Raw genomic sequence first — 20,896 nt, forward strand, 5'->3', positions numbered from 1 at the left:
ATGAATAATCCTGATACAGATATTATAATTCGCGTTCCGCAAAACCTGTATGATAAGCATGTACAGCGGCTGATTGATTACGTTGAATATAAAAAAATAGTGAGCAAATCAAAGGCTACCCAAAAGGATATAGATAAATTGGTTGCAGAAATTAAAAAAGAAAGAAAACCAAAAATCGAAGCTTTAAAACAAAGACTAAAGCTTGATTAATGAAGATTGTTGTTGATACCAATATCTTAATAAGCATTTTTATAAAACCTGATGGACGGATTGCTGATTTATTTGATAGCTTGAAGTTTCATGCTTCTTTATATATAAGTGATTATTCATTAATTGAAATTGCAAATCATACTACTAAGATTTTAAAATTATCAAAGCTTAGGAAAGATGAATTTGAAGAGATAAAATTTAATGTTTATAAAAACATTAATGTAATTAATACTGATATTGTACCTGATCCATTTCTTATTAGTGCATTTGAACTCCGCAAAAATATTGATGAGTTTGATGCCCCCATTGTTGGCTTGGCATTATCATTAAAAGCAATTTTATGGACAGGCGATAAAAGACTTTTAAAAGGGTTGCAAAAAACATTTCCGGATTTAATTTACAATTCTTCACAGCTTCGGGAGCTTTTACAATTATGAACTCATTTGGCCGCATATTCCGGGTAACAATTTTTGGCGAATCGCATGGCGAAAGCGTTGGCGTTAATATTGACGGTATTCCAGCCGGGTTACCATTAACCGCAGAAGATTTTTTAGAAGATATTGAGCGCCGCAAAGGTGGTACGCAAAAAGGTACAACACCAAGGCAGGAAAGCGATTTGCCCATTTTTAAGAGCGGCATTTTCAATAATAAAACCACAGGTGCGCCGCTCACTATTATTTTTGAAAACAATAATACACGTTCCGGCGATTATGCAAAGCAACGTGCAGTACCGCGCCCGGGCCATGCAGATTTTGTAGCCAGCAAAAAGTTCGGTGGTTTTGAAGACTATCGCGGCGGTGGCCATTTCAGCGGAAGATTAACGGTATGCCTGGTAGCGGTGGGCGTTATTGCAAAGAAAATTTTAGCTTCAACCCAGTCTATAAAAGTGGCTGCTACAATATTGGAAATAGGCGGCGAACCTGACCTTGAAAAAGGCCTGCAAAAAGCCATTGACGCCAAAGATTCCATTGGTGGTATTGTTGAATGCCGGGTAAATAATTTGCCGCTTGGTTTAGGTGAGCCATTTTTTGATAGCGCTGAATCTTTATTGGCGCATGCCGTATTTGCTATTCCTGCTGTAAAAGGCGTTGAATTTGGGGCGGGTTTCGCGGCAGCAAAAATGTTTGGTGCAGAACATAATGATGCCATTACAGATGCATCCGGAAAAACGAAGACGAACAACGCAGGCGGTATTGTTGGCGGCATAACCAACGGTAATGAACTGGTGCTTCGCATTGCTGTAAAACCTACATCGTCCACCCCAAAAGAACAGCAAACCCTTAATTGGGAAACCAATCAAATAGAAAAATTTTCTGTAAAAGGGCGTCACGATCTCTGCATTGCATTGCGGGTGCCGGTGGTGCTTGAAGCTGTTACAGCTATGGTACTTACAGATTTAATGCTGCTTGAACAGCGCATTCCACGCATACTTCCTTAGAATTTAGGACAAGGTACAAATTTACCGTCGGGATGTTTCATAATATAGATTAATGAAATCTCAATGCCGCCGCGGCTTTCAGAAGCTGTTTTCAGGTCGGAAAAATTTATATCGTAAGTAGCGCCAACGCGTAAATTGTTGAATTCAAGCCCGAGGTAAGGTATGAGGGCATCGCCAAAGCGCATCCATGCACCGCCATAAAAACTTGTTGGGTTTTCAGATTCGGGATCTCCGGCCATAAACTGCATGGCGCCGCCTATGAGCGTTTCTGTTGCGCCAGCCTGCGTGCTGAAAAGCCCGCTCAGGTGCAAAGTGGTTTGAACGCCCACGGGAAAATATCCGCCTGCATGAACAGTAGCTCTTGGATATAAATCGTAATTAACACCTGTAAATTCCTGTTTGGGACGGTTAATATGATATAAACTTACACCTGCATAAAAATTATTACGGTCGGTGGTGCTCATGGAGTAAAGTATGCCTGCATTCAGATCGAAATAATTGGCTTTAAGCGTTGAGTTATTAAAAACTTCCTGCGTGGGATTTGTAAAACCGGCTGCGGTTAACTGGTCTTCAAAAGTTAATTTGGAAGTGTTGATAAGCATGTTTGAATAAGTGGCCTGGAAACCCAGACCAAGTTGTTTAAGGCCGTCTTCATCCAGACCTTTATGATAAGCCGTTGAAAGTGAAAAATAGTTAAAGGCCACAGCGCCGGCAGCGCTTTTATCGGTATAACCCATTAAGCCAACGCCCCAGGTATCATTATAAGGAATTTTATTGCTAAGAATGGGAAAATCAACTGAGGCTGTTGCTGTTTGGTAAGCCCTGTTTATGGTGGGCCACTGATTACGGTAATTGAAAGCGCCACGTACCATGCCATTGAATTTTCCGGTAAAGGCGGGGTTAAGCGTCATGGGTGAAGAGAAGAATTGGGAAAAATGCGGATCCTGGGCAATGGTTGTTGCAGTAATCAATAAGCAAAAGATGGTTACAAATAATTTCATTCTCGAAATTTAATAAAACGGGCTTTTCTCAATTTTATTGAAAGCGAATAATAATTTTTTAAGACAAGTTGATATAATTAAAGCTGCATCCTTTTATCAGAATTGTGTTTTAGGGCCAAAAGCAAGATCGCCTGCATCACCTAACCCCGGCACAATATAACCTTTGGCAGTTAATTCATCATCAATATCACCGCACCAAATATATATTCTTTCTCCAAATTCTCTTACTACATATTCAATTCCAACAGAAGCTGCAATAGCAGAAACAATATGTATTTGCGAAGGGTTGCCGCTATCTTTTAAAGCCTGCAATGCAGCCACAAGTGAAGAGCCTGTTGCCAGCATCGGATCGGAAAGAATTAATATCCTGTCTTCGAGAGAAGGAGCGCTAAGGTATTCAAGGTTTATTTCGAAGCTCCCATCACGGCGATGCTTGCGGTAGGCAGAAATAAAGGCATTATCAGCTTTGTCAAAGTAATTTAGTAATCCCTGGTGCAATGGCAACCCAGCCCTGAGTATAGTTGCCAGCACAGGCTGCTGCGCCAGCACTTTGCTTAAATGAATGCCCAGCGGGGTTTGAATTTCTTTTTCTTCCCAGGGCAGTGTTTTGCTTATTTCAAAAGCAATGGCTTCGCCAATGCGTTCGAGATTACGGCGAAACCGCATGCGGTCTGTTTGCACTTCTGTATTTCTAATCTCGCTTATCCAGTTAGTGAGTAAACTGTGCGTGGCGCTCAGGTTGGTAACCATGGCACGAAGATAAAATGTTTTCAGGTTTATAAATTACGTTGTAACTACAGGTTTTTAAACCTTTTTTGAAGCTTTTAGGGAAGGGGGATATAGTTGGGTTTGCGGGAAAAAAATAAACCTTGTAAAATGGTTTATCCGGGAATGAATTATGAATTTTAACTGAATAAATATTGATAGTGTTTACAGGGAAACAAAATTTCTTCTTATTGCTTCAAGCGCCATGCCTGTGCGGCTTTGAACATTAAGCTTTTTAAACAGGTTTTCCCTGTAGCCGTCAACGGTTCTTTCCGAAACATGCATGGTGGCGGCAATTTGTTTATAGGTAGCATCGCTGCAGGCAAGCTGTAAAAACTCTTTTTCTTTATCGGTAAGCTGCAGCTCTTTTTCTTTATCCTGGTGCTGCAGCAGGCGGCGGTAGTTTATATTAGCCGCATCTGAATTGTAATAACCTTTTTTATTTATTTCAAGAAGCGCTTTATTCAATTCTTCCGGATGAATATCTTTTAAAAGATAAGAGCAGCAACCGGCTTTTATCATGCTGATAATAGTGGCATCGTCATCTTTCATGGAAAGGGCAACAAGCTTTATGGCGGGGTATTTTTCAGAGAGATATTCTGCGGTTTGCCTGCCGTCCATCACCGGCATATTTACGTCAAGCAGGATTATATCAGGCTCAATTTTCTTTATTTCAAGTTTATTGATGAGGTCTTTACCATTCATGCCCTCTGCAATAATAGTAAAGTCTTCAAGGCTGCTTATGAGAAGGCTGAGTGATTTCAAAAATAATTGATGATCATCTGCTATGCCTATGGTAATTTTCATGATTGTAAAGTTTCGCAGTTTTAAAGCCTGGTTATATCTAAAGGTGTGATTTTTTTTAATAATCTATAAATGAAATTTTAGTTTTTTGGGTAAGGCTTTTTGTCATCAGCTAAGCAATTTCTTTATTATTTACAGGTATTTTAATTTGTATTAAGTATTTATTGATTTCGTTGTATTGCCACTTAATTGTGCCACCGAGCAATTGAATGCGCCGTTGCATATTGCTTGAAACTGTATTTTTCTTTAACGGGTACGCAATATCTGAAAGCGCAATTTCAATCTCAAACAAATTTAATCCGCCCTTTAACCGGATAGTTATGCATTTGGCAGAACAATGTTTGGTTATATGCTGCAATGCTTCATAAACTACCCTGAACAGTATTATCTGAACTCCGGGCTCTAATAACAGTTCTTCGTTATTGCTTATAATAGCAACCTGTGTCATGCCCCGCGCATTTATTCTTTCTTTCTCTGCTTCCAGGTGGCTGATGAAATTAAAGTGCGGCAGCCATCCATTGTGCAGTGTTTTTGATAATGAGCGCAGGTCAGCTATTGCTTTGGCAAGCGTATGTTCTGCAGTCTTCAATGTGTCGGGCGGCTGTGCCAGCCCCATTGCCGTCATGCCAAGCAATAATTTAGTTGTACTTAATAACTGGCCTATATTATCATGCAATGCCATACTTACCTGGCTGAATGAATATTCTTGTGTTTCAAGTTGTGATAACAGTAATTCATGTTCGAGTCTATATCTCATTTTTACCTGGCTTTCTTTTTTATTTTGCTGAAGCATTAATTTATAAAGATGCGCTTATGAATATAAGTGCCGATAACACAATCATTATTGAAATAACAGGTTGTTGTGCAAAGCTGCCGACGCTTTATAAAAGCGTTTTGTAATTTACAGATTACTTCAGGCATTAGCGATAATTTCGTTTCAAATTGTAAGACGCTATACCAACAGGAACAACCAACGTGCCAACACATAAAGAATAACACGGGTTAATTTACAGGCTATTGGTTTTATTTGGTTTCAGTAATTGCTATTGTTATAAAATGGTTACTGTTTTAATATAAACGGTAATCAACAAGTTTTTATAATTTATTACAGGCCAATAAAATACGATACTTTCTTTACAGCTTTCCGGCCTTTTATCTGATTACTTTTCAAATACAATGTTCAGCTTTTTGTGATTATAATAAAAACGTATTTTACGCATTTAAACAACGGGAATTTTCCCGTTTGCAAAGTGGCCGGCAATACATAGGGCAACCCATTTTATGTGAGGATATTATTTTACGATTAATTAAAAGGTGAAGAAACTGTTTAGATTACCGGATAGAAACAGATGCTCAGGACATGTTTATCTGCAATCATTGCTGTTTTGTCAGTAAAATCATCTATGGCATTCCTTCAAAAAAGTTTTTTGCTTCAAGCCAGGTATTCATTCTCTCATACTCTTTATAATGTATGTTATGCGGCGCTGTGAATACAATAGGCCTGCCGGGAAAAACGGAGAGGTTGAAATCGTGGTCATCAATTAATACATCGCCTTTTACCAAATGTTTGTTGCCACAGAATATTCTTTGCTTCCAGTGAATGAAAGGAAAATGCTCATCAAGCCATTCATATTTATCCGTAAAAGAGTATTTAAATTCCATTGCTGCCGATACAATATATAATTCATGCATCCTGCTTAAAACCTCTACGGTTTCTTTAGCATCCTGTATAACCGGCAGGTCTTTAAAAAAGCCTTTCTGATGCGGGTAACTTCTTACCAGTTGCTTATGTTCATCGGGCACTATCTGGTAAAAATGTTTGCCGGGAATATCTGCTTTGGTGTAGCGGATGCCAAAATCCCGTTCATACCATTCAAAAAACCGCTCCACTGCATCGGCTAATACATCATCCATATCTATTAAAATGCGCATACAAATTATTTTCCTTCAAAGAAAATAAAACACCATTACTTCGCAAACAAAAATTGTTTTAGAGTAAACCACGAGCGCTTTTCTTAACAACCGGCAGCAGTTTCAACAAGCCAGTTTTCCGTTTATATAAATTTTAAGAGTTGGCACAATTGCTTTCTTTTATTTTTGTTTTAATGAAGCAGTTTGAAAATCATAATTCATAAATATCACCTGCTTTAAATATGAGAAAAAAATGATGAAATATATTATAAGTTTTCTTCTTCTCTTTTCGCTTGAAAAAATACATGCACAGGATACTGCTACCTGGGATTTGCGCAAATGCGTGGATTATGCTATAACAAATAATGTAAGCGTACTGCAGGCTGACGTTCAGGCCAGGCTTGCCACTCTGGATAAGAAATTGGCCAACTGGCAATCTATTCCAACCCTGGGGTTTAATACACAGGCTGGTTATCAGTTTGGCCGCAGTATTGATCCTACGTCGAATCAATACACTAATAATAAGATATTTTTTCAGAGCTATAGTTTGCAGGCAGGTGTTACATTGTTTAATTTTTTCAGCATAAGAAATAATCAGCTCTCATCAGCTAAAAATGAAGAAGCTGCAAAAATTGGAGTAGAGAAAGCCAGGAACGATATTGCTTTGAATGTAGCAGCATCTTATTTGCAAACACTGCTTGCGGTGGAGCAAACGAATATTGCAAAAGTGCAGATTGACCAAACCCGCGCCCAGCTTGATAATACAAGGAAATTGGTTGATGCGGGCAGCATGCCTGAATTGAATGCGGCACAGCTTGAATCGCAACTGGCAACCGACAGCTCCAATTATATTACTGCATTAGGTACGGCAGATCAGAACCGTATTCAACTGATAGCGATGCTAAATTTAGATGAGTCCACACCTTTTAAAGTAGCCACGCCGGATGTTGATAAAATTCCTATTCCGGCATTGGCCGAACTTGATCCTGCCTATGTTTATCAGTTGGCTTTGGGTAGCCAGCCCTTGCAACAATCAGACAGCATACGTATCCTTTCAGGAGAATTTGCCGTAAAAAGCGCAAAGGGGGCCATGTATCCCACGCTAAGTTTATATGGGCAATTAGGCAGCAATTATGGTAATAATTATTATGAACAAACTGGCTCAATACCTTTTACTGATACGGTATTTACCAACCATCGGGATTACTATATTGTTAATAATGGCAATGCGCCAATTTACAGTAAGGTGCGTTATTTTAAACAAGTGGGCAATATTAATTTTAGCCAGGGTATAGGCCTGCAATTAAATATCCCCATCTTAAACGGAAGGCAGTTAAGGACGAATTACGACCGTGCTAAACTTAATCTTGAAAACTACAGGCTGCAAAAACGCACCGACGACTTAACATTGCAGCAAAACGTATATACTGCTTACAGCAATGCCGTTGCGGCTTTGGCAAAATACAATTCAACAACAAAAGCAGTGCAAACGCAGCAGTATGCTTACGACCTTGCCACAAAAAGATACGAGATAGGCATTCTTTCAACAATAGATTACATTACCATTCAAACCAATTTATTTACAGCCAAAATTAACCAGGCGTCTGCCAAGTACGATTACATCTTTAAAATGAAGGTGCTCGAATTTTATAAAGGCCAGGGCGTACAGTTTTAAGATGAATGCATAAACTTTTACATTATGAGTAAAAAATTAAAATGGATAATCGGGATACTGTTAATGCTAATTGTACTGCTTGTTATTTTAAGCAAAGCAGGTGTGCTGGGCAAAGATGAAGGCATTGAAGTAACCGCCGAAAAAGCGGCTACGCGTACCATTACTGAAACGGTAACTGCCACAGGAAAGGTGTTCCCTGAAATTGAAGTAAAAGTGAGCCCTGATATATCAGGTGAAATTGTGGAACTGAATGTACAGGAGGGCGATACAGTGCGCCGCGGCCAGGTGGTTGCCAAAATTTATGCTGATATATATTCTTCACAAAGAGACCAGGCTGCTGCCGTAGTGGCTCAATCGCAGGCACAGGTAGCCAATTCACAGGCGCAACTGGGGGCATTAAAGGCTACGTTGGACCAGGCAGAAGCTGCATACAAACGTCAGAAAACGTTGCTTGATCAAAAGGTGATTTCGCAGTCTGAATTTGAAACTGCCCAGCAGGCTTATGAATCTGCAAAAGCTAATTATATCGCTGCACAAAGCGGCATCAACGCTAATAAAGCCAGCGTGCAAAATGCACTTGCAGGCTTAACCAGCGCCAATAAAGATTTACAGCGTGCTACCATTACCGCGCCTATGGATGGCGTAATAAGTTTGTTGAGTGTAAAGAAAGGCGAACGCGTTGCGGGCAACAGTTTTAATGTGGGCACGGAAATGATGCGCATCGCCGATCTCAGCAGCATAGAAGTGCAGGTGGATGTTGGTGAAAACGATATTCCCAAAGTAAAGCTCGGTGATACAGCAATCGTTGAAATTGATGCTTTCAATAATCGTAAATTCAAAGGTGTTGTATATAAAATAGCCAACCCTGAAACATCTGCCTTAGCCAGCAGTTCTGGTTCTTCTTCTACTTCTGTTACCAACTACGAAGTGCATATCCGCCTGCTTCCTGATGATTATAAAGACCTTGTTGTAAAAGGGCAGCCTTTTCCTTTCAGGCCGAATATGACAGCCAGCGCCGATATTCAAACGCAAACACATACAAACGTTTTAACGGTGCCTTTGAATGCTGTAACAACGAGGAGCAGGGAAGATGTATTAAAAGCCGATTCAACTAAAAATAATAAGGCCGACAGCACTGTAAACAACACTGATAATGACCTTGCAGAAGTTGTTTTTATTTTACAGCCTGACGGTAAAGTTAAAATGAGTGAAGTAAAAACTTCCATACAGGACATCAATAATATAGAAGTGACAAGCGGTTTAAAAGCCGGCGAACAGGTAATTACAGGCCCTTACGATGTTGTAAGTAAAACACTTAAGAACGGCGACAAGGTTAAGGTGGTAAACAAAGACCAGCTTGTAAAAAGTTTTGAGAAGAAATAGGCAGGCTAATGGGGTAAGGTATGGGGTATGAGGTATGAGGAAGAATGATTGTGCTATTTTATTCTCTTCGTTATTATTCAAATAATTGTAAGGTGGGCTCAGTTTTTAAACTGACCCCGCCTTTTTATGCAATGTCTTTAAACATGCGATTAACACGCGAAATTCATTGTTTGCAGGTTTTGCTTCTATCTTTGATATTCTAATTTATGATATGCAATTTGGAGTAATAGGAAGCGGAAGCTGGGCCACGGCCCTCGCAAAAATTTTAACCGGTAACGGCAACAATATTTATTGGTATATACGCAATACTGATACCATTAATCAGCTTGCACAGCGCAGGCATAATCCTCATTATTTAAACAGCGCATCATTTAATACAAGTTTATTGGAACTAAGCAGCAACATTAATTATGTGATTGAAAAAAGCGATGTGCTGGTTATGGTAATCCCATCAGCTTATGTGCATCAGTCTTTGAGCGGTCTCAATAAAGATGTGTTTGCAGGAAAGAAAATTATCTCTGCCATAAAAGGTATACTGCCTGAAAAAAATCAATTATTAAATGAATATCTCGCAGAGAATTTTAATGTGGAGCTTGAAAATTATTTTACAGTACTGGGCCCCTGCCATGCGGAAGAAGTGGCGGCTGAAAAGTTATCTTATCTCACTTTCTCAGGACTTGATTCAGATATTACCAAACAGCTTGCCGCCAGTTTTAAAACAGACTTTATTAATACAATTGTAAACACTGATATTTTAGGCGTGCAGTATGCGGCTATCTTAAAAAATATTTATGCACTGGGCGCAGGTATTGCACACGGCCTCGAATATGGTGATAATTTTTTAAGCGTTTATATAGCCAATGCTGCCAATGAAATGGTTAGATTTTTACGCGAAGTAAAACATGAAGCTTCGGATGCCCAACTTAACTATTCGGCATCTGTTTATCTTGGCGATTTGCTTGTAACCTGCTATTCTTTATACAGCCGCAACCGCATGCTGGGCAATATGATTGGCAAAGGATATTCTGTTAAAGCTGCACAACTTGAACTGGGAATGGTAGCAGAAGGTTATAATGCGAGCAAATGCATTCACATCACCAATCAGAACCTCAACGTACAAATTCCGATAGCAGATATTGTTTATAAGATTTTATGGGAGCAATTGCAGCCCGCTGAAGGCTTTGCCGCTATTGAAAATTTATTGGTTTGATTCCATTGCTTTCATGTAAGTAGCCAAATCTTTATCGCCTCTTCCGCTTAAACAAAGTATTGTAACGTCGGTTGGCTTCAGCTTCATTTGTTTCAACGCTGCCAATGCATGTGCAGATTCCAATGCCGGGATAATGCCTTCCATTTTAGTAAGATTGAAAGCTGCATCCAGTGATTCTTTATCGGTAGCGCTTAAAAATTTTGCACGGCCGCTTTCATACAAATGTGCATGCAAAGGCCCGATGCCCGGATAATCCAGCCCCGCTGAAATACTGTGTGGTTCTACCACCTGGCCATCCGGCGTTTGCATTACAAGGCTTTTGCTGCCATGCAAAACTCCCGGTTTGCCAAGCTGCGTTGTAGCAGCGCTCATGCCGCTGTTAATGCCACAGCCTGCAGCTTCCACAGCCACCAGTTGCACTTTAGGGTCATCTAAAAAATGATAAAAAGCACCGGCTGCATTACTGCCACCGCCCACACAGGCCACCACATAATCCGGGAGTTCCGTTCCTTCTTTTTCTTTTAACTGCTTCTTCATTTCTTCACTAATCACACTTTGAAAACGCGCCACCATATCAGGATAGGGGTGAGGCCCAACAACAGAGCCGATTACGTAATGCGTATCGTTGGGATTATTGATCCAGTCGCGGATAGCTTCGTTGGTAGCATCTTTCAAAGTTTTGCTGCCGCTTGTTGCAGGCAATACCGTTGCACCCAGCATACGCATGCGCGCTACATTAGGTTGCTGGCGTTCCATATCCACTTCACCCATATATACAATGCATTCAAGCCCTTTTAATGCGCAAACTGTTGCGGTAGCCACGCCATGCTGGCCTGCGCCTGTTTCTGCAATAATTCTTTTCTTGCCCAGTCGTAAAGCCAATAAAACCTGGCCGATTGCATTGTTTATTTTATGTGCGCCGGTATGGTTTAAATCTTCGCGCTTTAAATAAATTTTTGTATTGAATTGTTTGCTTAAACGCTCTGCCAAAAATAAAGGCGTTGGCCTGCCTGCATAATCATGCAGCAAATGCTGAAACTCTTTCTGAAAGCTCTCTTCATACATTATCTGCAAATACTTTTCTTTTAATTCTTCCACATTGCTGTGCAGCATTTCAGGAATATAAGCGCCGCCAAAGCTTCCATAATAACCAAAGATGTCTGGTTGTTTGTATGTGCCTTTATTATTAGGTGTTACTATGTTTATCATCACTCGTTAATTATCGTAAGAAATATTTTTTATGATACCAGCTTTTACAATGCTATTGGGCACGGTTGCGTCGCAACACTGCGGCTGATGAATTGCTATTGGGCTTTTTAATCGTTTGCCAAATTTTGTACTCAGTAAAAAATTACTCTTATTAACAGCTATCATTATTATAACCTCAAATAGCTTTTTTTCTTTGTTGAATTTAGATGCACCGATTAAATCCGGCGCCCTGCGAAGTCAGGAGACTTCGCAGGGCCCGCCAATTAACTTTAAACTTTACAATATCAACTGCATAAAAATTAAATCAAGCCATTTATCAAACTTATAGCCTACTTCTTTTAAACGCGCTGTTTCCACAAAACCAAATTGTTTATGCAGTGTAATGCTGGCTTCATTGTCAGCGGTTATGCCTGCGATCATTGTGTGCAGGCTCATATCTTTTGCAGTATCAATTAAAGGCTGCATTAATGCTTTGGCAATTCCTTTGCCGCGTTGACCTGCTTTCACATATACGGAATTCTCCACAGTATATTGATATGCCTGCCATGCCCTGAATTGCCCGAATGTACTGAACCCGGCAATATCATTATTTTCTTCAGCTACAAACACAGGAAAACCTTCTTTTTGCTTTTGAGCAAACCATTCTTCCCGCATTTGCAATGTTTGCTGGTTGTAATGAAATACAGCCGTTGTATTTTGAATTATATCATTGTAGATATCAAGTATTGCAGGCAGGTCTGCCATTGTAGCTTTGCGGATAGTTATCATTGTCAGGTATTTTCTTCAGGCAAACCTGGCGGCAACGGTTCTTCCAGCCGTTTTTTAAATGCTTTTATTAGTTCAATATCTTTTACGCCGGGCATTAATTCAAATTTGCTGTTAATGTCAATAGCAAACAGGTCTTTTGCAGCAGTATGTGCAGTAAATTTTTTTATTTCATCTGCATCATCAGGTGATATGCCGCCCGCTAAAAAAAACGGTTTTTGAATATTCAGTCCTTTTAAAATTTGCCAGTTAAATTTTTTGCCGCTGCCGCCAAATGAAGGCGTTTCCGTATCAAATAAAAACATATCGGCTGCTTCATAGTAGTCTTTTATTTTCCATTCCACATTATCATCATTGCTTAGCCGGAATGCTTTAATTACAGTTATATAATTTGATATTTTTTCACAATACCGCGGCGATTCATTTCCATGTAATTGCACCAGGTACAAACCGCAATCATCCACTGTTCGCAGCACTTCATCCACATCTTCATCCACAAAAATTCCTACCTTATTTATTTTACCTCGTATTTTTTTTATAGCTGCAGAAGGCATGCTTTTATAAACATATCTTGGTGAGGGCCGATAAAAATTAAACCCGGCGAATTCCACTCCAAGCTCGTTTAGCTGGCTTACCTGTTTTGTATTGGTAAGCCCGCAAACTTTAATTCTGAAATGGTTTCGCTGCTTTATACTACCGGCAGCCTGGTTATTCAATTCAGTCATGTTTTATTGCTGAATGTTGCCGTTGTTTGAAGACTGATATTAAACCCCTGATGCTTCAAACAACATCATCAATAATTAAATTACTGCATGCTTAAAAAACAAGCTTCTTCTGCTTTTTAAGCGCTTTCATAAATTCAGCAAAAGCAACCGCAGGTTTTGAAGCCTTCATAAAATTTTCACCAATTAAAAATCCTGTAAACCCAAGATTGTGTAAAGCGATAATTGTTTCAATATCCGAAATGCCACTTTCAGATATCACGGGCCTGTCTGCCGGCAAAAGTTTTATCAGGTCTTTTGAAGTTTGTATATCAGTAACAAAAGTTTCGAGGTTGCGGTTGTTGATGCCAATAATATCTGCTTCATCACAAATATGCCCGGTTTCTTCTGCTGCGTGTAACTCAAGCAATACTTCAAGGTTAAGCTCTTTGGCTTTTACAGCAAGCTGCTTCACATGCTCTTTTGTTAAGCAGGCTGCAATCAGAAGTATAACATCTGCCCCGTAAGCTTTGGCTTCATATAACTGAAACTCATCTATTATAAAATCTTTGCGCAATAAAGGAATCTCAACTTCAAGTCTTGCTATTTTTAATTCTTCTATGTTGCCGCCAAAAAAATCTTCATCCGTTAATATAGAACTGGCTGCAGCGCCGTACTCTTCATAGGCAGGCACAACTTCACCAATATGTATATGTTGATTGATCCAGCCTTTTGAAGGAGACTTTCTTTTAAATTCAGCTATGATATTTGGCTGGCCGTTTAATAAACGCTGTTTAAGAGAAAGGCCTTTGGTATCAAAATTTTTATTCAGCGATTTTAAAAAATCAATATCCATGATTGATTTTTTTTCAGCCACTTCCAGTTTCTTTTTTTCTATTATTGTTTGCAGGATATTCATTGCAGCGAAATTAGTTTTTGTAACGCAGAATATGCTTTTCCTCCTTCAAGACTTTCTACCGCCGCATTATAAGCATCGTTATAATTTTTATAATTGCCTGTGCATTGCAGAGCCATAGCAGCATTGGCCAGTACCACGGCATTCTGCGCCCATGAACCATCGCCTTTTATAATTTGCATAAAAATTTTTGCCGCTTCCTCAATTGTATTCCCGCCTATAATGTCCCGGGCGTCAACAAACCTTTTTCCAAGTTCCACCGGTGTTTTAATTTTTTCACCGCTATTCGTTATCACTTTTGTATCGTTGGTAAGCGATATTTCATCATAACCATCAAGGCCGTTGATAATGGTAAAGGGCCTGCCGCTTTTTTGCAAAAGATAATTATAAATTCTTGCCATTTCCAGGTTATACACGCCTACTAACTGAAACGCCGGCGATGCAGGGTTAACCATCGGCCCCAGCATATTAAAGAATGTTCTTAAGCCGAGATTTTTGCGAAGCGGCCCCACTGTTTTTAATGCAGGATGAAACAAAGGCGCATGCATAAAACAGATATTGGCTTCTTCTATTTCAGTGTTCAGCTTTGCATTATCAGCTTTGAATTTGTAGCCTATTTGCTCCATTACATTGGAAGCACCGCTCACAGATGTTGCTCCATAATTACCATGCTTTGCCACCTTCTGCCCTGTGCCTGCAACAATAAAACAGGCAAGTGTTGAAATATTAAATGTATTTTTTCCATCACCGCCGGTACCAACAATATCTATTGTTTTATGGCCGTTCAGGTTAACTTTTACACAAAGCTCAAGCAACGCATCACGAAAGCCTTCAAGCTCTTCAATGGTAATGCTGCGCATAAGAAACACCGTTACAAAAGCCGTAACTTCTGTATCATTATATATGCCTCTTGAAATGTTGACTAAGATTTCCTTTGCCTGTTCGTAAGGCAATGTCTTGTATTCAAATAAGTATTGTAAGATCTTTTTCATTGTCTGAACTATGATTTGAGTGGATAGGAAGGATTTTGAGGAATGTGTATAATACAGGGATTGTATTTTGAATTGGTAAGCCGCTTAAATTCTAAATTTATTGATCCGAAATTAATAAGCAGTCCTATCTCTATATTAAATGCTTCAAGATAATTTTTTGCTTGTGCAAAATGAACGGGTTCAAGATTTATGATCGCCTTTAATTCAACACAGATTTTATTTTCAACAAAGGAGTCAACCCTTCTTTCACCAATTTGTTGTTCCAGGTAAAGTATTGGCATATTGCATTCTCTTATGAATGACACCCCCTCTGTTTCCATTTGTAATGCCAATGCTCTTTGATAAATAATTTCCTGGAAACCGTTACCAAGCGTTGAATGCACTTTCATTGCAGCGCCAATAACTTTTTCAGTAATTTCTTTGTATTTAAAATCCATATTAATCTTTAAATCAATTTAATCTTTCAAAATCCCCGTTCAGGCACCTAACCAGTTCCGCATAATTTTTTCCCCATCCGGCGTAAGCACACTTTCAGGATGAAACTGCACACCCTGCACGTCATACGTTTTATGCTGAAGCCCCATAACAAAACCGTTTTCATCTTCTGCTGTTATTTCAAGCTCCGGAGGAAAATTTTCTTTGCTAACAATCCAGGAATGATAACGGCCGGCGACAAATGTTTGTGATAAGCCTTTAAACAAAGAACTGTTGACATTTGATAGTTGATTGTTAATTGTTCTCACCGGTGTTGCCACCCCATGAAATACACTGGAAAGATTAGTAAGCTGCCCGCCAAAAGCTTCAGCAATTGCCTGGTGGCCAAGGCAAACGCCAAGTATAGATTTTGACGGTGCATATTCTTTTATTAAAGGCAATAATAAACCTGCTTCTGAAGGAATGCCGGGGCCGGGCGATAAAATGATTTTATCATATTCCTTTATTTTTTCCAGCGGTATTTTATCATTGCGATAAACATCTACTTTTTGATGCGTTATTTTTTCAACAAGATGAACAAGGTTATAAGTAAATGAATCGTAGTTATCAAATATTAATATTTTCATTTTAAACAAGTCCATTTGACCATGGACCATGGTCTATCGTCATTAAATTGTTTGGGCTATTTCAATTGCTTTTTTAAGTGCGCCTAATTTATTGTTCACTTCCTGTAACTCGTTTGCGGGGTTTGATGCGGCAACAACACCTGCGCCAGCCTGGTAATGCAACGTATTTCTCTTACTTAAAAAAGTGCGTATCATAATGGCCGTGTTGCAGGTGCCGTCAAACCCTATGAACCCTATACAGCCTGCATAATATCCCCGGGTTGTGGGCTCAAATTCATCAATCAACTGCATGGCCTTATATTTTGGTGCGCCGCTTAAAGTGCCTTGCGGAAAAGTAAGTGCAATCAATTCAAAAGGGTTGGCATCTTTACCCACATTGCCCACAACTTCGCTTACCAAATGGATAACATGCGAGTAATAATATACCTGCCTGAATTGTTTTACCTGCACGTTATCGCAGCAACGGCTAAGGTCGTTGCGGGCAAGGTCAACCAGCATGGTATGCTCTGCATTTTCTTTTGCATCTTCCAATAAAGCTTCTGTAAGTTCACTGTCTTTTACCGCATTGCCGGTGCGTTTAAATGTACCGGCAATAGGATGTACGATGGCTTTTTCATCTTTAATTATCAATTGCGATTCGGGGCTTGAGCCCATGAGTTTATAATCGCTGTAATCAAAATAAAATAAATAAGGTGATGGGTTCACGCTGCGCAAAGCGCGGTACACATTAAACTCATCTCCCGTAAATTTTTGCTGAAACCTCCTGCTTAAAACAATTTGAAAAACATTACCGCGAATACAGCTTTTAATGCCTTCCTTTACCATTTGCATGTAATCATCATCAGAAATATTCACCGTTTCACCTGCCTGCAGTTTGAAAGAAAATACAGGCACGTCCCTGCTTCTTATAAGCGATTCTATTACATCCATTTCACCCGGTAAGCCATTAATGGCATTCTCGCATAAATACATTTCATCCTTAAAATGATTAATGGCAATTACATACTGATAAAGCCTGTAACGCATCACGGGAATTTCGGGCGTTTGTTTTTTGCTTTTTAATTCTATTGTTTCAAAAAACTGAACCGCATCATACGTGCAATATCCAAATAACCCCTGCGCAATTTTTATATTATTGTCATCAGTTTCGTTTACTTCAAACTGCTGCATAAAATTCCATAACAAAGAAGGTACATTGGTTGTTTCATTAAGCGGTTTTTTTTCGGGTTTATGATTAGGATACTTTAATTCTATTTCTGAAAAACTGGTTATTTCAATACCGCCTATGGCATTAATGCCGATAAAAGAATAACTGTTTTCAGCCGAGTGATGATCGGCGCTTTCAAGCAGTATGGTATCCCTGAACCGGTCCCGCAACCGGAGGTATATGCCAACCGGCGTGTGCAAATCTGAAAGCATTTTTTTGTAGCGTGTTTCTATCCGGATCTTTTTCATTCGTATAATTTTTGTTTTTCAGTGGCCTCAAGGAACGCCTTTGTACATCTCTTGTGCGATAAAGGTTTAACATGGGCCTTCATATATCAATAATCTTCTTTAGTGTGTTAACAAACAAACAGCCCCGGTGTTGCCGGGGCTGTTTAATATTATTATAATAGTAATAGCATTACATGCCCCTCAGAGAGTTTGTATGCCACCACCAATTAATATTTAAGCTTAATTTTTTCATTTATGCGTTGCGAATGTAAAACAATTTTCAAATCATCAAAATTATTTTGCAGAATTGTTATTAGTGAAGCTCTGACATTGTTTTTAAAAAAGTTTTACTCAATTTTTTTTCATCAGGCGTTAATTCCGACGTGGTAAGTGGATGTTGCTCAAAAGGGTCTGTGGCAAGATTATAAAACTTTCCTCCCTTTGGATTATCTGTGGTATCGTATTGTTTGTAAACTGAGTTTTGCATCCATCTTCGCAAATGCGTTAAATCTCCCTCAAACTTACCGGCGCCGGGATAATGATTAAAAACCCAATCTCTTAAAATATATTGTTTTCCTATTAATTGCGGTGCAAAGCTTACTCCGTCGGTAATGCCATACGAAGCAGGTATGGGAATCTTTGCTATGTCGGCAAATGTTGCCATGAAGTCAACGAAGCTTATAAGCGAAGAATCTTTTTTACCAGGAGGTACCAGTCCAGGACAATAAGCCACAAACGGCATGTGTGTGCCAAGGTTTAAAGGCGATGATTTTCCTCCGGGAACTATAATGTTATTAGCCTCACTGTGAATGATGTTGGCTGTACCGTTATCGGCAGTAAATAAAATAATGGTGCTGTCTGCAATGCCGGCAGCGTTTACTTTATCTATCAATTGCCCGATAAGCTTATCCATATATTTTACCATTGAAGGAAAATACAGCGTATCATCCAGGCTCCTCGGGCCCTTTGGGTTCCACGCTGCAAACGCAGGGTCGTCTGGCATAGGGCTAAAGGGGGCATGGCAAAGATCTAATGCCCAATAAACAAAAAATGGGTTTTTATTGGCATTGCTATCTATAAAATCAAATACATAATCCCTGAACATATCCTGGCCAAACTTGCCATTGGTTTCACTGTCTGGTAAGTAGTTTCCATTTTCATATATCTCCGGATTTTTATAAAATTTATTTGCAGTTTCTTCAGCGCCTCCACTATTCAAATTATAGGCGTTATTTACCATGTATTTATCAAATCCAAACAGTTTAATCGAATTATCCCCGCCATCAAATTGCCATTTTCCCGAAGCGCATGTAGCATACCCTGCCAGTTTAAAAATATTGGCAAAAGTGCGCTGAGACTGATCCATTATGCCCCATGTGGTATAATTCCTGAAATTATATTTTCCTGTTAATAACATGAACCTTGACGGAGAACACAAAGCACTGCTGTAGCAATTTGTAAACTGGGTGCCGTTTGCAGCCATAAAGTCGAGGTTAGGCGTTTGATAAGATTGGCCACCGCAAAAAGTTGGGATTTCATATCCAACGTCGTCTGCCAGGATTAAAATTACATTCAGCCGTGAATTAGATATAACCGGGGGAGCAGGAATTGTGTCAACCGGCTTGACAGGTATATCCGGTGGGGATAAATTTGGTTTGCGGCATCCTGTAATGCCTAAGAAAACAGATAATATTAAATACAGCCATACAATGCCTTTAACGTGAGAAAATGTTCTCAAACATTTGGCAGTAATCTTTCTCATACCAGATAATTAGAAATGTAAGTCAGCTTGCATTAAAGAGCAGCAGGTTAAAGTTTGATCAGTCAAAAATATCTAAAATAAACTTGATTGTAAAAATTGCAACAGAAAGTTTATTTAATTGTTATTTGAGTGATAAATTTAGTGCTGGTACATTTAAAACTAAATTTATTAATTGTGATAGGAGTCTATTACATTTTGCAATGTTGCCCTTTCCTTTTGCTCATTGTTTGTTTGTTCGTTTTCAGGTATCGGGTTTTTTTCCAGGATATCTTCTGCATAATTTATCAGGCTTGTTTGACTGCTGTAAAGTTTATATTTTTTATCCATCGCCCACACAATTGGAGGATCAGCATCAGGTCCGCGCTGATTTAAATCATACCAGTTATAACTGTACTGTCTTGCTTCTGCATTACTGCTTCCCATTAACTGATCATAAAAACTAATACCGTCCAGTGGGCCGTTACCTGCAGATACGCCAACGCCTGCAGCAGCTGCAATGGTTGGCAGAAAATCAACAAGGTCAACAATGTTTCCATTCTTGGAAGGTAAAATGTGCCCCGGCCAGTATGCTGCGAAAGCAAGATGGGTGCCTGTTATTTTAGTATGTCCTTTTCCGCCACTGATATATGTACCCTGAAATTTTGAATTGATCTCATCATCTGTTCCATTATCTCCGGCTATAAATAATATCAGCGTATTTTGTTCAATGGCCGTTGCTTTTAGTTTCGCCAAAAGCGTACCCATATTTTTATCGTAATATTTTATCATCGATTTAAAAAATACAGTGTCTGAAAACGATTCCCGTTTGTATGGATCCCAGGCAGCAAATTCAGGATCATCAGGCGTTGGCGAAAAAGGTTTATGGCAAAGATTTGGTGCATAATATATAAAGAAAGGTTTCTTTACTTTATTCGAGCTGTCAATAAAACTCAACATGTAATTCAAAAAAATGTCTTCAGAATACTTTCCTTCCATCTCCGATTCAGGCAGGTAAGCGCCATTTTCGTATATAGTTGGGTTTTTGTAAAGCCTTAATGTTGCCGAGTTATTTTCTGATGCCAGTTTAAAAGGGTCTGTTATGCAATATTTATCAAAGCCAAAAGTTGCCAATCCTGTATCGCCGTGGTTAAGTTGCCATTTACCGGCAGCACAAGTTGCATACCCGGCAGACTGAAGTGTATTGGCTATTGTTTTTTGATCCAGTCCCAAATCTGCCCATGATTCATCTCCATAATTTCTGAAATTGTATTTCCCGGTAAGCAACATAAAGCGGGATGGTGAACACATTGGGCTTCCATAACACCTGGTAAACTGCATTCCCTGTTCGGCCATTGCATCCATATTCGGAGTAGCATAAGATTCACCGCCTGTAAAACCAGGTACTTCAAAGCCAATGTCATCGCCCATAATTAGTATAATATTTGGCTTCGAGCCCGGCAAAGGATCGGGAATAACCGGCGTTGCAGGATCAGTTTTTTTGCAGGCAGTATTTGTTATTGTTATAAAAATTAAAAGATAAAAAGCTGATTGCAACAGGCGGGAAAAAACAGTGCTCATTATTTGGTTTCTGTAAAATGAACACGAAATAAATAATAAAAGATAACTTTTTAGGAGAATCTGTGCAGATTAATTAAGCAATTTTAATTTTAACAATTTCAG

Annotated in this window: 21 protein-coding genes; 6 read left to right on the forward strand and 15 right to left on the reverse strand. The window is 39.2% G+C overall.

The annotated features are described in order from the left end of the window. From BM015_RS13605 to BM015_RS13615, 3 genes are read left to right on the forward strand one after another with little or no spacing between them, the layout of a single operon-like run. Positions 1–210: a hypothetical protein gene (locus BM015_RS13605; RefSeq protein ID WP_090659355.1), complete on the forward strand. Its 210-nt coding sequence runs from the start codon at positions 1–3 to the stop codon at positions 208–210. Further along, positions 210–647 (forward strand): PIN domain-containing protein, encoded by a 438-nt coding sequence (locus BM015_RS13610; RefSeq protein WP_090659358.1) that lies wholly within the window; start codon positions 210–212, stop codon positions 645–647. The genes BM015_RS13605 and BM015_RS13610 overlap by 1 nt, the downstream gene beginning before the upstream one ends. Then, the gene (locus BM015_RS13615; protein WP_090659361.1) at positions 644–1,648 is read left to right on the forward strand and encodes a chorismate synthase; all 1,005 of its coding nucleotides are present in this window, start codon (positions 644–646) and stop codon (positions 1,646–1,648) included. The genes BM015_RS13610 and BM015_RS13615 overlap by 4 nt, the downstream gene beginning before the upstream one ends. Here the strand turns inward: BM015_RS13615 and BM015_RS13620 are convergent. From BM015_RS13620 to BM015_RS13640, 5 genes are all read right to left on the reverse strand, one after another. After that, positions 1,645–2,649, reverse strand: a complete 1,005-nt coding sequence (locus BM015_RS13620) for a PorP/SprF family type IX secretion system membrane protein (protein ID WP_090659364.1) — start codon at positions 2,647–2,649, stop codon at positions 1,645–1,647. The genes BM015_RS13615 and BM015_RS13620 overlap by 4 nt on opposite strands. 96 nt (positions 2,650–2,745) lie before the next feature. Continuing rightward, positions 2,746–3,399, reverse strand: a complete 654-nt coding sequence (gene upp / locus BM015_RS13625; protein ID WP_090659366.1) for a uracil phosphoribosyltransferase — start codon at positions 3,397–3,399, stop codon at positions 2,746–2,748. Positions 3,400–3,579: 180 nt separating this feature from the next. Next, entirely contained in the window at positions 3,580–4,221 is a 642-nt protein-coding gene (locus BM015_RS13630) for a response regulator (protein WP_090659369.1), read from the reverse strand. Between the two features lie 109 nt (positions 4,222–4,330). Beyond that, a complete protein-coding gene (locus tag BM015_RS13635) occupies positions 4,331–4,975 on the reverse strand; it encodes a sensor histidine kinase (protein WP_177191907.1) in 645 nt (214 codons plus the stop codon). Positions 4,976–5,619: 644 nt separating this feature from the next. Continuing rightward, on the reverse strand, positions 5,620–6,150 hold the full coding sequence (locus BM015_RS13640) for a 5' nucleotidase, NT5C type (RefSeq protein ID WP_090659375.1): 531 nt from the start codon (positions 6,148–6,150) through the stop codon (positions 5,620–5,622). Between the two features lie 232 nt (positions 6,151–6,382). Here BM015_RS13640 and BM015_RS13645 point away from each other — a divergent pair, with 232 nt between their 5' ends. The 3 genes from BM015_RS13645 to BM015_RS13655 all read left to right on the forward strand — a co-directional run bounded on the left by BM015_RS13645 (position 6,383) and on the right by BM015_RS13655 (position 10,397). After that, positions 6,383–7,804, forward strand: coding sequence for a TolC family protein (locus BM015_RS13645; RefSeq protein WP_090659377.1), 1,422 nt, complete (start codon positions 6,383–6,385; stop codon positions 7,802–7,804). A 24-nt stretch (positions 7,805–7,828) separates the two neighbouring features. Continuing rightward, positions 7,829–9,187, forward strand: a complete 1,359-nt coding sequence (locus BM015_RS13650; protein ID WP_090659380.1) for an efflux RND transporter periplasmic adaptor subunit — start codon at positions 7,829–7,831, stop codon at positions 9,185–9,187. Between the two features lie 211 nt (positions 9,188–9,398). Next, on the forward strand, positions 9,399–10,397 hold the full coding sequence (locus tag BM015_RS13655; RefSeq protein WP_090659764.1) for an NAD(P)H-dependent glycerol-3-phosphate dehydrogenase: 999 nt from the start codon (positions 9,399–9,401) through the stop codon (positions 10,395–10,397). Here the strand turns inward: BM015_RS13655 and trpB are convergent. From trpB to BM015_RS13705, 10 genes are all read right to left on the reverse strand, one after another. Beyond that, complete coding sequence (gene trpB, locus BM015_RS13660; protein WP_090659383.1) at positions 10,386–11,606, reverse strand: tryptophan synthase subunit beta; 1,221 nt, start codon at positions 11,604–11,606, stop codon at positions 10,386–10,388. The two genes, BM015_RS13655 and trpB, sit on opposite strands and share 12 nt — an antisense overlap. A 276-nt stretch (positions 11,607–11,882) precedes the next feature. Beyond that, complete coding sequence (locus BM015_RS13665) at positions 11,883–12,374, reverse strand: GNAT family N-acetyltransferase (protein WP_090659386.1); 492 nt, start codon at positions 12,372–12,374, stop codon at positions 11,883–11,885. Positions 12,375–12,376: 2 nt separating this feature from the next. Continuing rightward, positions 12,377–13,096 (reverse strand): phosphoribosylanthranilate isomerase, encoded by a 720-nt coding sequence (locus BM015_RS13670; protein WP_090659389.1) that lies wholly within the window; start codon positions 13,094–13,096, stop codon positions 12,377–12,379. A gap of 91 nt (positions 13,097–13,187) precedes the next feature. Next, positions 13,188–13,991, reverse strand: a complete 804-nt coding sequence (gene trpC, locus BM015_RS13675) for an indole-3-glycerol phosphate synthase TrpC (protein WP_090659392.1) — start codon at positions 13,989–13,991, stop codon at positions 13,188–13,190. Continuing rightward, positions 13,988–14,980 carry an anthranilate phosphoribosyltransferase gene (gene trpD, locus BM015_RS13680; RefSeq protein ID WP_090659395.1) on the reverse strand — a complete coding sequence of 331 codons (993 nt, stop codon included), beginning with the start codon at positions 14,978–14,980 and terminating at the stop codon, positions 13,988–13,990. Before trpD ends, trpC begins: the two co-directional genes overlap by 4 nt. 8 nt (positions 14,981–14,988) lie before the next feature. Next, a complete protein-coding gene (locus BM015_RS13685) occupies positions 14,989–15,417 on the reverse strand; it encodes a GxxExxY protein (protein WP_090659398.1) in 429 nt (142 codons plus the stop codon). 39 nt (positions 15,418–15,456) lie between these two features. Beyond that, on the reverse strand, positions 15,457–16,041 hold the full coding sequence (locus BM015_RS13690) for an anthranilate synthase component II (RefSeq protein WP_090659767.1): 585 nt from the start codon (positions 16,039–16,041) through the stop codon (positions 15,457–15,459). 42 nt (positions 16,042–16,083) lie between these two features. Continuing rightward, on the reverse strand, positions 16,084–17,496 hold the full coding sequence (locus BM015_RS13695) for an anthranilate synthase component I family protein (protein WP_090659401.1): 1,413 nt from the start codon (positions 17,494–17,496) through the stop codon (positions 16,084–16,086). Between the two features lie 292 nt (positions 17,497–17,788). Then, entirely contained in the window at positions 17,789–19,237 is a 1,449-nt protein-coding gene (locus BM015_RS13700; RefSeq protein ID WP_090659404.1) for a sulfatase-like hydrolase/transferase, read from the reverse strand. Positions 19,238–19,405: 168 nt separating this feature from the next. Continuing rightward, entirely contained in the window at positions 19,406–20,794 is a 1,389-nt protein-coding gene (locus BM015_RS13705; RefSeq protein WP_090659407.1) for a sulfatase-like hydrolase/transferase, read from the reverse strand. Between the last annotated feature and the right edge of the window lie 102 nt (positions 20,795–20,896).

Source organism: Parafilimonas terrae (assembly GCF_900115755.1).
Lineage (GTDB): Bacteria > Bacteroidota > Bacteroidia > Chitinophagales > Chitinophagaceae > Parafilimonas > Parafilimonas terrae.

What these genes read in the sequence shown, in the direction of transcription:
- BM015_RS13605 (WP_090659355.1), top strand. Translation starts at nt 1, where the DNA reads ATGAATAATCCTGATACAGATATTATAATTCGCGTTCCGCAAAACCTG.
- BM015_RS13610 (WP_090659358.1), top strand. Translation starts at nt 210, where the DNA reads ATGAAGATTGTTGTTGATACCAATATCTTAATAAGCATTTTTATAAAA.
- BM015_RS13615 (WP_090659361.1), top strand. Translation starts at nt 644, where the DNA reads ATGAACTCATTTGGCCGCATATTCCGGGTAACAATTTTTGGCGAATCG.
- BM015_RS13620 (WP_090659364.1), bottom strand. Translation starts at nt 2,649, where the DNA reads ATGAAATTATTTGTAACCATCTTTTGCTTATTGATTACTGCAACAACC.
- upp (WP_090659366.1), bottom strand. Translation starts at nt 3,399, where the DNA reads ATGGTTACCAACCTGAGCGCCACGCACAGTTTACTCACTAACTGGATA.
- BM015_RS13630 (WP_090659369.1), bottom strand. Translation starts at nt 4,221, where the DNA reads ATGAAAATTACCATAGGCATAGCAGATGATCATCAATTATTTTTGAAA.
- BM015_RS13635 (WP_177191907.1), bottom strand. Translation starts at nt 4,975, where the DNA reads ATGAGATATAGACTCGAACATGAATTACTGTTATCACAACTTGAAACA.
- BM015_RS13640 (WP_090659375.1), bottom strand. Translation starts at nt 6,150, where the DNA reads ATGCGCATTTTAATAGATATGGATGATGTATTAGCCGATGCAGTGGAG.
- BM015_RS13645 (WP_090659377.1), top strand. Translation starts at nt 6,383, where the DNA reads ATGATGAAATATATTATAAGTTTTCTTCTTCTCTTTTCGCTTGAAAAA.
- BM015_RS13650 (WP_090659380.1), top strand. Translation starts at nt 7,829, where the DNA reads ATGAGTAAAAAATTAAAATGGATAATCGGGATACTGTTAATGCTAATT.
- BM015_RS13655 (WP_090659764.1), top strand. Translation starts at nt 9,399, where the DNA reads ATGCAATTTGGAGTAATAGGAAGCGGAAGCTGGGCCACGGCCCTCGCA.
- trpB (WP_090659383.1), bottom strand. Translation starts at nt 11,606, where the DNA reads ATGATAAACATAGTAACACCTAATAATAAAGGCACATACAAACAACCA.
- BM015_RS13665 (WP_090659386.1), bottom strand. Translation starts at nt 12,374, where the DNA reads ATGATAACTATCCGCAAAGCTACAATGGCAGACCTGCCTGCAATACTT.
- BM015_RS13670 (WP_090659389.1), bottom strand. Translation starts at nt 13,096, where the DNA reads ATGACTGAATTGAATAACCAGGCTGCCGGTAGTATAAAGCAGCGAAAC.
- trpC (WP_090659392.1), bottom strand. Translation starts at nt 13,991, where the DNA reads ATGAATATCCTGCAAACAATAATAGAAAAAAAGAAACTGGAAGTGGCT.
- trpD (WP_090659395.1), bottom strand. Translation starts at nt 14,980, where the DNA reads ATGAAAAAGATCTTACAATACTTATTTGAATACAAGACATTGCCTTAC.
- BM015_RS13685 (WP_090659398.1), bottom strand. Translation starts at nt 15,417, where the DNA reads ATGGATTTTAAATACAAAGAAATTACTGAAAAAGTTATTGGCGCTGCA.
- BM015_RS13690 (WP_090659767.1), bottom strand. Translation starts at nt 16,041, where the DNA reads ATGAAAATATTAATATTTGATAACTACGATTCATTTACTTATAACCTT.
- BM015_RS13695 (WP_090659401.1), bottom strand. Translation starts at nt 17,496, where the DNA reads ATGAAAAAGATCCGGATAGAAACACGCTACAAAAAAATGCTTTCAGAT.
- BM015_RS13700 (WP_090659404.1), bottom strand. Translation starts at nt 19,237, where the DNA reads ATGAGAAAGATTACTGCCAAATGTTTGAGAACATTTTCTCACGTTAAA.
- BM015_RS13705 (WP_090659407.1), bottom strand. Translation starts at nt 20,794, where the DNA reads ATGAGCACTGTTTTTTCCCGCCTGTTGCAATCAGCTTTTTATCTTTTA.